The organism is Salinibacterium sp. SWN167 (assembly GCF_015864665.1).
Classification (GTDB): domain Bacteria; phylum Actinomycetota; class Actinomycetes; order Actinomycetales; family Microbacteriaceae; genus Rhodoglobus.
On sequence record NZ_JADYWU010000001.1, the window covers coordinates 220,508 to 234,364 of the forward strand.

Here is a 13,857-nt window from a genome sequence, read left to right on the forward strand (position 1 = left end):
GTTCAACCAGACTTGATCCAAAATCTGTCCAACCAGACAGAACACAGACCACACCCCTGGGGGTTACCGCGTGAAACGATTGCTGATAATCAGCACAGTCATGGCTGTTGTCGTGAGTGTGACTGTTCCAGCCGCAGCACACATGGAGCCCTCGTCGCGCGAAATCGAGTCGACTGCTTCTGCAGCGTCGGCATCCGCAATTTTGCAGCAGTCTGCTGCTATCGCCCCCACAGAACCCGCACAGACTGTGCCGATCCAGTCTTTCGCTTCTTCGGTAGAAACCGAAATTTCAGCCGCTACTCGCGACGCCATCAAGGTAAAAGCGCCCGAGCCCGAGCCCGAGCCTGTTGTTGAGGTCTATGCCGCAGCGCCTTCGGGTTCATTCTCCGGAAGCTACAACGGTGCCTTCGCTGGTTTCCTCACTCAGTGGCCGGCTAACGCTCCTGTCAACGATGGCTTCGGCTACCGCGGATCAGAATTCCACGGCGGAATCGACATCATGACCGGCAGCGGCATGACGGTCGTGTCGGCGGCACCCGGCGTCGTTACTCAGGTCACCTACGGTGGCGGCTGGGGTCAATACGTCAAGGTCGATCACGGCAGCGGCGTTTCCACGCTCTACGCTCACTTCATTCAAGGCTCGCAAATGGTCTCCCCCGGCCAAACTGTTGCAGCAGGCACCCCCCTCGGCCTGAGCGGCAGCACCGGTTACGTCACCGTCGCCCACCTCCACTTTGAGACCTACGTCAACGGCACACGCGTTGACCCGATGGGTCTCCTGCCCTAATTGCTCAACCGTGGGTAACGGGTTAGCGACATGCACCAGCTAACATCGACGTACTACAACGAGCCACAACGAGGAGAGCTTTGGGTCTTCTGGACAACTTTGAACGAGGTCTCGAACGCGCCGTTAATGGCGCTTTCGCTAAGACCTTCAAGAGTGGTCTGCAACCCGTCGAGATCACGAGCGCCTTGCGCCGCGAACTCGACACGCAGGCTGCCGTTGTATCGCGAGACCGCATCCTCGTACCCAACAACTTCACCGTGCGCCTCAGCCAAAGCGACTATCAGCGGATGGCTGGCCTCGGCAGCACCCTCCTCTCTGAACTGACCGAGTTGGTGCAGCGTCACGCCACCGCCCAGCACTATTCGTTCTCTGGCGGTATCTCTATCGCTCTTGTCCCCGATGATTCCCTCAGCCAGGGGATGATCGAAGTCGACTCTGTCAATGTGAAGGGCACCGTCGCTTGGACTCCGGTACTCGACATCAACGGCACTCGTCACACCCTTAAGCACGCCCGTACGATCATTGGTCGCGGCAGCGAAGCCGACATCACGCTCGACGACAATGGCATTTCACGCAAGCATGTTGAGATCCTGTGGGACGGCAGCCGTGCCGAAGTTAACGATCTGAACTCCACAAATGGGTCAAAACTGAACGGATCGCCAGTTTCTCGTGCACCACTCGCGCCGGAATCCGTGATTGATATCGGTCGAACCCGTATCGTATTCCGTGTGCTTGCCCAATCTGCAGATGTCGACCAGCCCGCTGATCGTCGCGACGACAGGGGGTTCACCCTATGAGTGAACTAACCCTCCTTTTGTTGCGCGTTGCGTTCTTGGCCGTCATGTGGGGCTTTATCTTTGCCATCGTGTATGCCTTGCGCTCCGATCTTTTCGGAGAAAAGGTGCGTCGGATGCCTGTTCAGAACGCAGCTCAGGTGCAGCAAGCTGCTGCAGCACCGGCCGCTCCGGCTCCTGCCGCCGCCCAGCCCACGCGCCCCGTGCCGCCAGCGCCCGCCGAGGGAAGCTCGCTCGACGCTACGCGCCTCGTCATTGTCTCTGGATCAAAAGAGGGGCTAGAAATTTCGCTCCCCGAAGAGCAGCTCACGATTGGCCGCTCGAGTGAATCCGGCCTCGTTATCCGTGACGACTACACCTCCACTCACCACGCACGCTTGTTGCGGTGGGCCGATAGCTGGGTTGTTCAGGATCTTGATTCCACGAACGGCACCTTCCTGGCCGGTCAGCGTGTGAGTGTTCCGACGCCAATTCCGTTGAATACGCCGATCAAAATCGGCACTACTAGCTTCGAACTGCGACGGTAACTGAATGGCCACTTCGGGCAACAGTGCTGCCGCCTCCCATGTGGGAAAGGTTCGGGCTAACAACCAGGACAGTGCGTACGCCGGCAGTCACCTCTTTATCGTCGCGGACGGCATGGGTGGTCATGCTGGCGGTGACGTCGCCTCCGCAATCACTATCAAGCACGTTGTAGAAGCCGACCACGTTTTTGAGACAGCGGAAGAAGCAGCTCAGGCGCTGCACGACACTCTGCTCGCCGCCAACCGCATCCTCTCTGACACCGTTATCGAGCACAATGAGCTCACTGGCATGGGCACCACGGTCAGTGGAATGGTTCGTGTCGGCAACAAGATGGGCATGGCCCACATTGGTGACTCGCGCATTTATTTGTTGCGCGACGGCACCATGAAGCAAATGACTCACGACCACACCTTCGTGCAACGTCTGGTCGAAAGCGGCCGTATCACCCTCGAAGAAGCGGCCGTGCATCCGCGGCGATCTGTCTTGATGCGGGTGTTGGGTGACGTTGATGCGTCGCCCGAGATCGACACCGAAGTTTTTGACACCCAGCCCGGTGACCGCTGGTTGCTGTGCTCCGACGGTCTGAGCAGTTTCGTTACTGAAGAGAAAATCGCGGCAATCCTTCGCCGGGTAACCGACTCGGAGGTCGCGACCGAGCGTCTCGTTCAGGCTGCTCTCGATCAGGGTGCCCCCGACAACGTCACCGTTGTGTTGGTGGATGTCGGCGACGACGCGTCGTCAGCCCACGAGCCGCCGCTCATGGTTGGTTCCGCAGCCTCCCCGCTCTCGTTCGAGCCGACAATCGTGAAGAAGCCGGTTCGTTTGCCGAACCTGTTGCTGCACCCGTTAAAAGCGACGCAAACCGACGACAGCCACTTCGAGCCCGAGTCTGACGAGTACTACCAGGCCATCATCCGCGAGGATCGCCGCCGAGTTCGCCGCCGCCGCATTTCGTGGATTACCTTCATCACCCTCACTATCGCAGCGATCATTACGGGTCTAGTTCTCGGCTACCAGTACACGCAACAGCAGCACTTCGTGGGGACGGATGACGGCAAGGTTGCGATCTATCAGGGTGTGCAGCAAAGCATCGGCCCGATTTCGTTGTCCCACGTTTACCAAATCACCGACGTTCGCGTTGTTGATCTTCCCCTCTATTTGCGCTCGAGCGTTGAGAACACCATCAATGCGAGTGACCTTGAGGATGCCCAACGCATTGTAGAAATGTTGTCTGATGCCCGTGTCCCCTAGCGCTGACGCTCGGGCCTCAGCGGCGGCCGGCCCCCGAGCTATCACCGAAAACATCCGTCTTAAACTGCGGGTTCCTGCGCGCCTGCGCAACCTCGAATTGCTGCTGATCATTGTCGCAATTGGCATCAACTTGGGCGCTATCGCTCTCGTGCAATTGGGCGCGATGGGCCACCTTGGCTACACCGTCTTGGGCCTCTCGGGATTGCTAGGTGTGCTCGTATTCGCGATGCACATCACGCTGCGCAAAACAGCGCGGGATGCCGACCCCCTGATTCTGCCCATCATTACGGTGCTCAACGGTCTCGGTATCGCCATGATCTACCGCATTGATTTGGCGGACGAATCTACTGGCTGGGGCAGCAGCGGCGTTCGCCAGATCGTCTGGACCGGCATTGCGATCATCATCGCCATGGCGGTGCTCATCATCATCAAGAATCACCGAGTGCTGCAGCGCTATCGCTACATCGCAATGTTCAGCGGTATCGCCCTGCTGCTGCTGCCGCTTGCGCCGGTCATTGGCGACACCCGATTCGGCGCCCGCCTCTGGGTTCAAATCGGTGCGTTCTCTTTCCAACCGGGCGAACTCGCGAAGATCGCTCTCGCGGTGTTCTTCGCTGGGTATCTCGTCTCGGCGCGTGATTCGCTCTCTATGGTTGGTCGCAAGTTCCTGGGGATGACCTTCCCTCGCGCCCGCGACCTCGGCCCCATCATCGTTGTCTTCGTCGCATCCATGCTCGTGTTGATCTTCCAACGCGACATGGGAACAGCGTTGCTCTACTTCGGGCTCTTCCTCGTGATGATCTACGTCGCAACAGGGCGGTCGAGCTGGATTCTGCTCGGAATGGCCATGTTCTTGGGCGGCGCTTTTGTCGCTAGCCGCTACCTCACCTACATTTCTGGCCGTATTGACGCCTGGCTCGATCCCTTCAATCAGGAGGTCTACGAGGCAACCGGAGGAAGCTACCAGTTGGTTCAGGGCCTTTTCGGTTTCGCTGACGGTGGCCTCATCGGTACCGGGCTTGGACGAGGCAGCCCCGAGATAACCCCCCTCGCCGAGAGCGACTACATCGTCGCGTCGCTCGGCGAAGAACTGGGACTTATCGGCATCTTCGCAATTCTGGCGTTGTACCTTCTGTTTGTGTCTCGTGGATTCCGTATCGGCTTTGCCGGTCAAGATGATTTCGGCCGCCTCTTGGGTGTCGGTCTCGCTTTTGTGATCGCCCTCCAGGTCTTTGTCGTTATCGGTGGCGTCACCCGCGTGATTCCGTTGACGGGTCTCACGACCCCGTTCTTGGCCGCCGGTGGTTCATCGCTGGTCGCCAACTGGATCATTGCAGCGCTTTTGCTGCGCCTCTCTGACACCGTGCGTCACCAGCCGCAGCTCGTTATTGAGCCCTCGATCGAAAACCGATTGGTGGTGGGACAGTGAACCGCGAACTTAAGCGAGTAAGCGCCGTCGTGCTTCTCATGTTTGTGAGCTTGTTCATTTCAAGTTCAGTGATTCAGGTTGTCACGGCCGACAGCCTGCAGGCGGATGGTCGCAATGTGCGCACGCTCTACGCAAGCTACTCGGCCGAGCGTGGCCCCATCCTCGTCAATGGCGAACCAATCGCATTTTCAGAGCCTGTGGATGACGAGTTCAAGTTCTTGCGGGTCTACCCGAAGGGCGAGCTGTATGCGCCCATCACCGGCTACCTCACTCTGAACCAGGGAAACACTGGTCTCGAAGATTCGCTCAACGACTACCTCAGTGGTTCCTCGAACGATCAGTTCTTTGATCAGGTGAACTCAATCCTCACCGGACAGAACCCCACCGGTGCTGCTGTCGAGCTCACGATCGATCCTGTGATTCAGCAGGCTGCCTGGGATGCCCTCGGAGACCTCAAGGGCGCCGTAATCGCTATCAAGCCCGATACAGGCGAAATCTTGGCGATGGTGTCCAAGCCGTCGTATGACCCCAACGAGTTGGCCGTTCACAACACGAGCGAGGTCATCGATGCGTATGACCGCCTGCTCGCTGACCCGGATGACCCGTTCTATAACCGCACACTTGCCGGACCGTTGGACCCTCCCGGATCGACGTTCAAGCTCGTCGTCGCTGCTGCTGCTCTCGAGAGCGGCGACTACACCGCCGACAGCACGTTCCCGAACCCCGCAGAGCTGCAGCTCCCCGAGAGCACCTTCGTCATCAGCAACTCCGACAGCGCGACGTGTGGCTCGGGCAGCACCGCATCAATCGCTACGGCAATCCGGCTCTCGTGCAACATCCCGTTCGCTCAGTTGGGTGCAGAGCTCGGATCTAACGCGATTCGCGAGCAGGCCAACCTGTTCGGTTTCAACGAGAGCGTCTCTGTGCCGCTCGCCTCGACCGAGAGCGTTTACCCTAGCGCGCTTGACGCTCCCCAGACCATGCTCTCCGCATTCGGTCAATCCAGCGTTCGCGCGTCCCCCCTGCAAATGGCAATGGTGTCGATGGCAATCGCCAATAGCGGCACTCTGATGCAGCCCAATCTTGTTGAGAGCATCGTGTCCTCCGATCTCACAACCATCCAATCCTTCGAGCCAACCCTGTTCAATCAGGCAATCAGTCCGCAAACCGCGGCTGCACTCACCCAGATGATGGTGGATGGGGTCAGTAACGGTGCGGCGAACACTGCCAGTATTGATGGGGTTGAGGTTGCAGGTAAAACCGGTACAGCAGAAAACGGAGAAGGCGAGCCATACACCCTATGGTTCACCGGATTCGCGCCGGCAAATGATCCAGAAGTTGTTGTCGCGGTAGTTGTTCAAGACGGTGGCGGACTAGGACAGTCCGGCACATCGAGTGGGCTCTCCGCACCAATTGGGCGTCAAGTACTAGAGGCGGTGCTAAACAGATGAGACCAACTAGTGGACTCACATTCGGCGGTAGATACCAGCTTTCCAGTCGCGTAGCGATTGGTGGCATGGGCGAGGTCTGGCAAGCAACAGACCTCGTGATCGGTCGAACGGTTGCGATCAAGATCCTCAAAGACGAGTACCTCGGGGACCCCGGGTTCTTGGAGCGTTTCCGTGCCGAAGCGCGCCACGCTGCTCTCGTCAACCACGAGGGCATCGCCAACGTCTTCGACTACGGCGAAGAAGAGGGCAGCGCCTACCTCGTCATGGAACTGGTTCCTGGCGAAGCGCTCAGCGCCATCCTTGAACGTGAACGCGTTCTTGACCCTGACCGTGTTCTCGATATCGTGTCTCAGACCGCCGCCGCGCTTCAGGCTGCCCACGCTGCAGGTCTCGTACACCGCGACATCAAGCCCGGAAACCTTCTGATCACACCAGAAGGCCGCGTCAAGATCACCGACTTCGGTATCGCCCGCATCGCCGATCAGGTGCCACTGACCGCAACCGGTCAAGTCATGGGAACGGTGCAATACCTCTCGCCTGAACAGGCCAGTGGTCACCCCGCCTCTCCGACGACCGACATTTACTCTCTCGGAATCGTCGCCTACGAAGCGCTCGCTGGCCGCCGCCCATTCACGGGCGAATCGCAGGTCGCGATCGCGATGGCACAGATCAACGAGACTCCACCCGAGCTGCCGATGACGGTATCCGAACCGGTGCGCAATCTTGTGTACGCGTGCTTGGCTAAGTCACCCGGCGACCGCCCGGCATCCGCTTCTCACCTGTCTCGCGCAGCACAGTCGTTGCGCCGCGGGGATGTCGCTGCTGCAGCCACCGCGGTTCCCGGCATCTTGGGCGATAACTCTCATGCCGCGACCGTCGGCCTTAACTACGGCAACAACACACAGGCGACTCGAGTTCTCACGACCGCGAACCCTGCCGGCGCAGCCGTCACCCCGGGCGAAGTTCTCGAGGAGACCAAGCGTCGCAATCCGTGGACCTGGCCGATCGTTGCGCTCATTTCCCTGCTGGCCGTCGTCTTGATCGGTGCGATCATCGCGCTGCTCGCAAGCCCGGGCGATGAAGAGCCCGTGGCAACAAGCGCATCGCCGAGCGCTACCGAGTCTGCGGAGCCTTCGCCGGAACCCACGCCCACAGTAGTCGCGCTCAGCGAAGATGAACTCTTGGACCGCAAGCAAGATGCGGTCGCGCAGATTCTCGAAGACAAAGAGCTCGTGCTCGATGCTCAGATCGGCACCGAGGCACCGTCGTCTGAAAAGGTTGGTTTCTCGTACCAGGCAGCCCCTACCGGCAACGTCTCTAAGGGCGAAACCATCACGGTCTACTTCTACGACAAAATTGCAGTAACTCCGGACCCGACGCAGCCTTCTGCGACGACGTTGACCCCACTCGGCCCCTACTACGGAGACGAACCTGTCACGGTGAAGTGGACGACGTATGAGGGTTGCCCTGCTGGTCATCCGCTAACGTCATTCAACTTCCTCGTGGTGGGCGGCCCCAACGCTGGAGCTTCCAGCTATGCCGCCGGCGTGAGCCAGTTCGACATCGTGCTGCCGTCGAATGAGGGCGACACTACAAAGATCTCGTACACCGCAGTGTGTACCGATCTTGAGTCGCCGTCTTCTGAGCCGGTCACGGTCACGATCGTTGCCGGTCCGTGAGGCAATATCACTACTCGCAACGGATAGACTGAGTCGGTACAGACCCCACAACAAACAGGAGTGAACCAGTGAGCGAAGGCGTGGCAAAGGGCGTACGCCAGCTCGCCGGGCGATACCAAATTGGCGAACTTCTTGGCCACGGCGGTATGGCTGATGTTCACTTGGGAATGGACACGCGGCTAGGTCGTCGTGTGGCGATCAAGCTGCTCAAGCCGTCGCTGGCGAACGACCCTGCGTTCCGTACCCGTTTTCGGCGGGAAGCTCACGATGCCGCAAAGATGGCGCACCCCACCATCGTGCGAATTTTCGATGCTGGCGAAGAGTCCGTAATCGATGAGACGGGTCATGAGACCCTCATCCCGTTCATCATCATGGAATACGTCGACGGGCGTCTGTTGAAAGACATCGTGGCTGAAGGCCCGATTGCTCCCGACGAGTCAGCACGCATCGTCTCGCAAGTACTCACGGCTCTTGAGTACTCGCATCGTGCTGGAGTCGTTCACCGCGATATCAAACCCGGCAACATCATGGTCACTAAGAGTGGCCAAGTGAAAGTCATGGACTTCGGCATCGCCCGTGCGGTTTCTGACTCCGCTGCGACGATCGCTGAGTCGAGTGCCATCGTCGGCACCGCCCAATATTTCTCTCCCGAGCAGGCTCGTGGCGAAGGGGTGGATGCCCGCTCCGACCTCTACTCCACCGGCGTTGTTCTGTTCGAGCTTCTCACCGGGCAGCCGCCGTTCACTGGAGCAAACCCGGTCGCCGTTGCGTATCAGCACGTGAACTCGGAGCCAGTGCCCCCGAGCACGATGGTTGCCGCTGTCTCCCCTGCTCTCGATGCTGTCGTACTGCGGTCGCTCTCGAAGGATCGCTTCGACCGCTACCAGAGTGCTGCCGAGTTCCGCACCGACCTTGAGGCAGCTGCTGCCGGCTCGGTTCCGGAACGCAAGCAACTCGCATCCACCGATTTTAATTCCACCCTCTTCGGGGTCAACCCGAATAGCACTGCCGGCAGCGACGCCACCTTCCGTCAGCTCGCGGTCGATGAGAACGATCGCACTCCGCGCACCCAGAACCGTCCTCCGGTTGCCTGGATCTGGGGCGGAATTGCTCTCATGGTTGTCATCATTGTCTCTGTCGTCGTCTGGGCCTTCAGCCTCACTCCGGCTCAGCTCTCTGGAACCAGTGCAGTGGACGTTCCGGATGTCGCGAGCCTGACTTACGAAGAGGGTGCCGCTCTGCTCACAGAGCTCGACCTCATTCCGAAGCGGGTCAATCAGGCCAGCGAGACTATTGAAGAGGGCATCATCATCCGCACAGATCCTGGCCCCGGCCAGACTGTGCCTCTCGGCCTCGAAATTCAGGTTGTTGTCTCGCTTGGTCGCACTCCGGTGACCGTGCCGAATGTCAGCAACATGCAAGAAGAAGCGGCGATCAAGCTCCTCGAGTCGGCGGGGCTGGTCTACGGCACAACCTCCCAGACCTATTCGCCCAATCTCAGCAAGGGCACCGTCATCAGTTCCGACCCCCGCGGGGATGCGGAGCGCACCTCAGACGGTGAGGTAATCCGCGAGGGTGAAACTGTAAACCTCGTCGTGTCCAATGGGCTCGTGCAGGTTCCTGATGTCACCGGCAAAGACATCGGTGAAGCGAACACGACGCTCACCGGCCTGCAGCTCAGCGTGAAGTTGAGTGCGGACTTCGGATGCTCCGGCAATACGGTCAGCTACCAATCAATCGTGGGCGACCAAGCTCAGAAGTCCGAGATCACGCTGCAGTACTGCGCTGGCTAAGACTGCGATAGTCTCACGCCTCACTGCTGAGCGTTATACGGCCTTTCGCCAGCTCCGGCGGCGTCTGCCGACGCTTCCTAGTTGTGAACGAGGGGCGTCAGGGTCTTCGCTAGTGCGGGCGCTTCAGTCATGCCGACGCGAGACAACCAGTTGCCGAGCATCAAGTAACCACCCTCGGTGAGCACAGACTCGGGGTGGAACTGCACTCCGTACACAGGCTGCGTTGCGTGCTGCACACCCATGATGATTCCGTCATGCGTGCGAGCAGTGACCACGAGGTCATCAGGCACAGTGCCATCAACGATGGCAAGCGAGTGATACCGCGTAGCGGTGAACGGCTGAGGCATGTCGCGGAAGATGAGGCTGTCATCATGTTCGATTTGCGACGTCTTGCCATGCATGAGCTCAGCCGCGTGAGTAACTGTGGCGCCGAGAGCCTCAGCAATCGCCTGATGCCCGAGACACACTCCCAGCAATGGCATACCCGAGGCAAGAGCTGCGTGCACGATCGGGATGCTCACGCCAGCGTCGGCCGGAGTGCCCGGACCAGGCGAGAGCAGCACCGCGTCGTAGTCCGCGAGAACGGCGGCCGCGTCATCCGCGCTGAAAGCGTCGTTGCGCACGACCTCGGTGGTAGCGCCGAGCTCAAGCAGATACCCGTTGAGCGTGTACACAAAGCTGTCGTAGTTATCAACGACGAGGATGCGGGTCACTGTTGCACCGTCGCATCCAGTGGAGTCACCAGCGGCAAAGCCCAAGGGAAGACCCACATGAACAGGGCAGCCACGATGGCCGCGGCCATCACCAACAACAGGAGAACGCGAATAATTGCGGGTCCTGGAAGCACCCGCCAGAGGGCAGCGTACATTAGCCAGCTCCTTCGAGATTGAGGGCGATCGCCGAGATCTCCGAGGGGGCACCCTCAGATCGCGGATACCAAGTGTCGTACACCGCGTAGGCGATGATGCGCTCGTCGGCGGTGTGGATGGGGTTGCAGCTCGTGAGCGTCATGATGCGATCACTGGCCGCTGCTCCCCCGAACTGTGGAACAGGCTCCAGAACTCCAACACCGGATGCCAGAACATATTCAAGAGAACGGTAAACGTAGCGGTACCAACCGGCTTCGGTCTCAACATAAATGCTGTCACCAAGCTGAAGCTTGTCGATATCGAAGAAGGGGTCCCCGTAGCCGGTGCGGTGAGCAGCAACCGCAAAGTTGCCGACCTCGCCGGGCATTTGGGTTCCGGTGTAGTGGCCAACGCCTTGTGCATTGAGCACGCTGTAGAGGCTCACGCTTTCGGCGATCGGAATTGCGTAGTCCTCGCCAAAACGCGGAACGATCAACGTGCCGAAGGCGACTGCTTGTCCGGGAGCTTCGTCGACCACGGGCACGCCGGGGTCGGCACGCTCATCCGGCGCCAGAGTGACAGCTTCGCCCTTGCTCCACTCTTGGCTGAGCTCGAGAGCGTCATCGCGCTGTGCATTGCTGACGAAATAGCTGTTTACCCAGGTCTGCCAGACAAGAAAGAGCAACACAACTACGCCGGCGGTAATGAAGATTTCACCGAGCACACCAATGAAAGAGATAGGGCGGCGGGGCTTCGCACTGCGCCGCACGCGGCGGCCGTCTTCGAGAACCATAAGCGCAATTCTATCCGCAGACTCTGGCTGGTTTCCGCGCGGCCGTTCAGCACTCAGGGCGTTCGCGCTAGAATCTCTCCCATGGCCCGTAACTCTGCAGAAAAATCATCGTCGCGTCCCGCTGAAGACGCCCCCAACGCGGTCTGGTTCAAGCCCGTCATGTTTGGCTTCATGCTGATCGGGCTCGCGTGGATCATCGTCTTCTATGTGAGCAACCAGCAGTTGCCTGTTGCATCGCTCGGCAGCTGGAACATCCTGGTCGGCTTCGGAATCCTCTTCGTCGGATTCCTGATGACAACACGGTGGCGTTAGAAATTACACGCGTGTAGTTATACCCAGTGTTAATAACCCTGTGGATAACTTTTAGTCAGCTATAGAACGAAGATCCGCACCAGTGTCAGGCTGATCAAAGCCGCGACGACGAGGGCCACTAACGCGATCTCCGAATTAGCGGATCGCTTATTCCTTTGGCGCACGAAGATAAGCGCGAGAACGGCACCCGTGACGAGTCCACCCACGTGGGCCTGCCACGAGATGTTCAATCCGGGAATGAAGCCGGCGACGAGGTTGATCACGAGCACGATCAGCAGCACGCGGTTGTTCACGCCCATACGGCGCTGAATCACGAAGAACGCTGCAACGATTCCGAAGATTGATCCGGATGCGCCCAACACGACCGAGGTCGGTGCAAGCAGCAGGACGGCAACAGAGCCACCCAACGCACTAATCAGATACAGCGCGATGAACCGCGCTCTACCCAGCGGAATCTCCAGCACGCGCCCAAAGATGAAGAGCGTGAACATATTGAAGCCGAGGTGGAAGATGCTGCTTGTTGAATGCAGGAAGGCCGAAGTAATCATCCGCCACGGCTCAATAGCCGTCAGAGGCGGATAGTACACGAGCGCTTGAGTCACTCCGAGACCCGGAATGAGCTGCAGCAGGAAGATTGCGACAGTGAGACCGATCAACGTGTATGTGACTACGGGTTTGCCCTGGGAGGCTCGAGCTGCGCGAACCAGAACAGGTTTGCGCTTCGGCCCGTTAGCGCGGGCTTCTTTAATGCACTCGGGGCAATGTACGCCCACAGCGGCCTGCGTTTGGCAGCTGGGGCATACGGTGCGCCCACATCGTTGGCAGAGTGTAAAACTTTGCCGGTCAGGATGCCGGTAGCAATAGTTGCCACTGGCATCCGGGGATGTGGTCACGAAGGTTAGACCTCGTCGATCGTGACGGACTCGATGACGATGTCGGTGAGGGGCTTGTCGCTGCCATCGGTGTCGACGGCTTCGATTGCGTCGACTACCTTGCGCGACTCGTCGTCAGCAACGGCACCGAAGATGGTGTGCTTGCCCTGAAGCCAGGGAGTAGCAACCGTGGTGATGAAGAACTGCGAACCGTTGGTTCCCTTGCCTCCGCGCGTTCCGGCGTTTGCCATGGCGAGGATGTAGGGAGCCGAGAAGTCGAGCTCGGGGTGGATTTCGTCGTCGAAGTTGTAGCCGGGGCCGCCGATGCCCTTGCCCAGGGGGTCGCCGCCCTGAAGCATGAACTGCTTGATGATGCGGTGGAAGATGACGCCGTCGTAGAGAGGCGCTGTGGTCTTCTGCCCGGTGGCGGGGTGGGTCCATTCGATATCGCCCTTGGCGAGACCAACGAAGTTAGCAACGGTCTTCGGCGCGTGGTTGCCGAAGAGGTTGAGACGGATTTCTCCGAGGTTTGTCTTGATCGTGGCAACTGCGGTGTGTTGAGACATAAGGTCAATTCTTACATAGCGAACCTGAGCCTCAGATCCTTGTTATTCAGGGGGCTCACAGGCAAAGCAGTGCGCACACAGAAGAGGCCATGGCAGTATGGACTCACCGTTCGACCATCTTTGGAGGTTTCCCGTGGCACTAACTCGCAAACGCCGGAAAGAACTCAAGCGCTTGAAAGGTCAAGCTGAAGACCTGTGGGCCGACCAAAAGGAGCTGCTTGATCACGCTTCTGCGGTTGTACGAGAGGCGAGCCATCAGGCCGCCAGTTACGCCCGCGAAGAAGTCAGCCCCAAGATTCACAACACGATCGACTCCCGGGTGAAGCCCGTTGTGTCGTCATCCGTTGCTGGAGCCCGCTCAGTGGCCGAGAGCACCCGCTCCAAGGTCAAGGGTGATGTGTTGCCTGCTGTCACGTCAGCGCTCGGCACAGCCCTTGCAGCTCTCGAAGTAGCCAAGAACCAGCAGGTTCGGGATGCGTTCGCTCGCGTTTCGGGTCTCGCTGCGACCGCTGGCGAGAAGACCGGGCTTATGAAGGCACAACCCCAGCCCAAGTCTGCCGGCTTCGGTCGCTACATTCTCATCGGCATCGGCGTCGTTGCTGCAGTCGGCGTTGCGTACGCCGCGTGGCAGACACTTCGCGCGGATGATGACCTGTGGATCGACGACGAAGCAGAGACGGCGTAGCCTTCCGCTGCTTCGCACCTCACACGGTGTAGCTCCAACCTCTAAAAGTTCTGGCCCAGTTCCCAACGAACT

The 13,857-nt window shown here is 59.3% G+C and carries 15 protein-coding genes; 10 read left to right on the forward strand and 5 right to left on the reverse strand.

The features are described 5' to 3' along the window. The first annotated feature begins 70 nt into the window (after positions 1-70). The 8 genes from I6E60_RS01030 to pknB all read left to right on the forward strand — a co-directional run bounded on the left by I6E60_RS01030 (position 71) and on the right by pknB (position 9,709). On the forward strand, positions 71-787 hold the full coding sequence (locus I6E60_RS01030) for a M23 family metallopeptidase (protein ID WP_307841763.1): 717 nt from the start codon (positions 71-73) through the stop codon (positions 785-787). Between the two features lie 80 nt (positions 788-867). Beyond that, entirely contained in the window at positions 868-1,584 is a 717-nt protein-coding gene (locus I6E60_RS01035) for a DUF3662 and FHA domain-containing protein (RefSeq protein WP_197178427.1), read from the forward strand. Next, positions 1,581-2,108, forward strand: a complete 528-nt coding sequence (locus I6E60_RS01040; protein WP_197122255.1) for an FHA domain-containing protein — start codon at positions 1,581-1,583, stop codon at positions 2,106-2,108. The genes I6E60_RS01035 and I6E60_RS01040 overlap by 4 nt, the downstream gene beginning before the upstream one ends. A 4-nt stretch (positions 2,109-2,112) precedes the next feature. Next, positions 2,113-3,357: a Stp1/IreP family PP2C-type Ser/Thr phosphatase gene (locus tag I6E60_RS01045; RefSeq protein ID WP_197178429.1), complete on the forward strand. Its 1,245-nt coding sequence runs from the start codon at positions 2,113-2,115 to the stop codon at positions 3,355-3,357. Continuing rightward, positions 3,341-4,786, forward strand: a complete 1,446-nt coding sequence (locus I6E60_RS01050) for an FtsW/RodA/SpoVE family cell cycle protein (RefSeq protein ID WP_197178432.1) — start codon at positions 3,341-3,343, stop codon at positions 4,784-4,786. The genes I6E60_RS01045 and I6E60_RS01050 overlap by 17 nt, the downstream gene beginning before the upstream one ends. Then, positions 4,783-6,237 carry a penicillin-binding protein 2 gene (locus I6E60_RS01055; protein ID WP_197122261.1) on the forward strand — a complete coding sequence of 485 codons (1,455 nt, stop codon included), beginning with the start codon at positions 4,783-4,785 and terminating at the stop codon, positions 6,235-6,237. Before I6E60_RS01050 ends, I6E60_RS01055 begins: the two co-directional genes overlap by 4 nt. Further along, complete coding sequence (locus I6E60_RS01060; RefSeq protein ID WP_197122263.1) at positions 6,234-7,916, forward strand: protein kinase; 1,683 nt, start codon at positions 6,234-6,236, stop codon at positions 7,914-7,916. The genes I6E60_RS01055 and I6E60_RS01060 overlap by 4 nt, the downstream gene beginning before the upstream one ends. Positions 7,917-7,984: 68 nt before the next feature. Further along, positions 7,985-9,709 carry a Stk1 family PASTA domain-containing Ser/Thr kinase gene (pknB, locus tag I6E60_RS01065; RefSeq protein ID WP_197122265.1) on the forward strand — a complete coding sequence of 575 codons (1,725 nt, stop codon included), beginning with the start codon at positions 7,985-7,987 and terminating at the stop codon, positions 9,707-9,709. Between the two features lie 77 nt (positions 9,710-9,786). On the opposite strand, the gene I6E60_RS01070 is transcribed toward pknB, so the two are convergent. Genes I6E60_RS01070 through I6E60_RS01080 form a run of 3 tightly spaced genes read right to left on the reverse strand, consistent with a single transcriptional unit; the run spans position 9,787 to position 11,350 of the window. Further along, positions 9,787-10,422 (reverse strand): gamma-glutamyl-gamma-aminobutyrate hydrolase family protein, encoded by a 636-nt coding sequence (locus I6E60_RS01070; protein WP_197122267.1) that lies wholly within the window; start codon positions 10,420-10,422, stop codon positions 9,787-9,789. After that, positions 10,419-10,577, reverse strand: a complete 159-nt coding sequence (locus I6E60_RS01075; protein WP_197122269.1) for a hypothetical protein — start codon at positions 10,575-10,577, stop codon at positions 10,419-10,421. Before I6E60_RS01075 ends, I6E60_RS01070 begins: the two co-directional genes overlap by 4 nt. Further along, positions 10,577-11,350, reverse strand: coding sequence for a class E sortase (locus I6E60_RS01080; RefSeq protein WP_197122271.1), 774 nt, complete (start codon positions 11,348-11,350; stop codon positions 10,577-10,579). Before I6E60_RS01080 ends, I6E60_RS01075 begins: the two co-directional genes overlap by 1 nt. An 81-nt stretch (positions 11,351-11,431) precedes the next feature. On the opposite strand from I6E60_RS01080, the gene I6E60_RS01085 reads away from it, so the two are divergent. Beyond that, positions 11,432-11,662 (forward strand): cell division protein CrgA, encoded by a 231-nt coding sequence (locus I6E60_RS01085; RefSeq protein WP_197122273.1) that lies wholly within the window; start codon positions 11,432-11,434, stop codon positions 11,660-11,662. A 59-nt stretch (positions 11,663-11,721) separates the two neighbouring features. Here I6E60_RS01085 and I6E60_RS01090 read toward each other — a convergent pair whose 3' ends face one another. Both I6E60_RS01090 and I6E60_RS01095 read right to left on the reverse strand, forming a co-directional pair. Then, entirely contained in the window at positions 11,722-12,318 is a 597-nt protein-coding gene (locus I6E60_RS01090; RefSeq protein WP_231601088.1) for a rhomboid family intramembrane serine protease, read from the reverse strand. A gap of 242 nt (positions 12,319-12,560) precedes the next feature. After that, positions 12,561-13,100 carry a peptidylprolyl isomerase gene (locus I6E60_RS01095; protein WP_197122277.1) on the reverse strand — a complete coding sequence of 180 codons (540 nt, stop codon included), beginning with the start codon at positions 13,098-13,100 and terminating at the stop codon, positions 12,561-12,563. Positions 13,101-13,233: 133 nt separating this feature from the next. Between I6E60_RS01095 and I6E60_RS01100 the strand changes: the two genes are divergently transcribed. Further along, the gene (locus I6E60_RS01100) at positions 13,234-13,785 is read left to right on the forward strand and encodes a hypothetical protein (protein WP_197122279.1); all 552 of its coding nucleotides are present in this window, start codon (positions 13,234-13,236) and stop codon (positions 13,783-13,785) included. The last annotated feature ends 72 nt before the right edge of the window (positions 13,786-13,857 follow it).

What these genes read in the sequence shown, in the direction of transcription:
- I6E60_RS01040 (WP_197122255.1), top strand. Translation starts at nt 1,581, where the DNA reads ATGAGTGAACTAACCCTCCTTTTGTTGCGCGTTGCGTTCTTGGCCGTC.
- I6E60_RS01045 (WP_197178429.1), top strand. Translation starts at nt 2,113, where the DNA reads ATGGCCACTTCGGGCAACAGTGCTGCCGCCTCCCATGTGGGAAAGGTT.
- I6E60_RS01050 (WP_197178432.1), top strand. Translation starts at nt 3,341, where the DNA reads ATGCCCGTGTCCCCTAGCGCTGACGCTCGGGCCTCAGCGGCGGCCGGC.
- I6E60_RS01060 (WP_197122263.1), top strand. Translation starts at nt 6,234, where the DNA reads ATGAGACCAACTAGTGGACTCACATTCGGCGGTAGATACCAGCTTTCC.
- I6E60_RS01075 (WP_197122269.1), bottom strand. Translation starts at nt 10,577, where the DNA reads ATGTACGCTGCCCTCTGGCGGGTGCTTCCAGGACCCGCAATTATTCGC.
- I6E60_RS01080 (WP_197122271.1), bottom strand. Translation starts at nt 11,350, where the DNA reads ATGGTTCTCGAAGACGGCCGCCGCGTGCGGCGCAGTGCGAAGCCCCGC.
- I6E60_RS01085 (WP_197122273.1), top strand. Translation starts at nt 11,432, where the DNA reads ATGGCCCGTAACTCTGCAGAAAAATCATCGTCGCGTCCCGCTGAAGAC.
- I6E60_RS01095 (WP_197122277.1), bottom strand. Translation starts at nt 13,100, where the DNA reads ATGTCTCAACACACCGCAGTTGCCACGATCAAGACAAACCTCGGAGAA.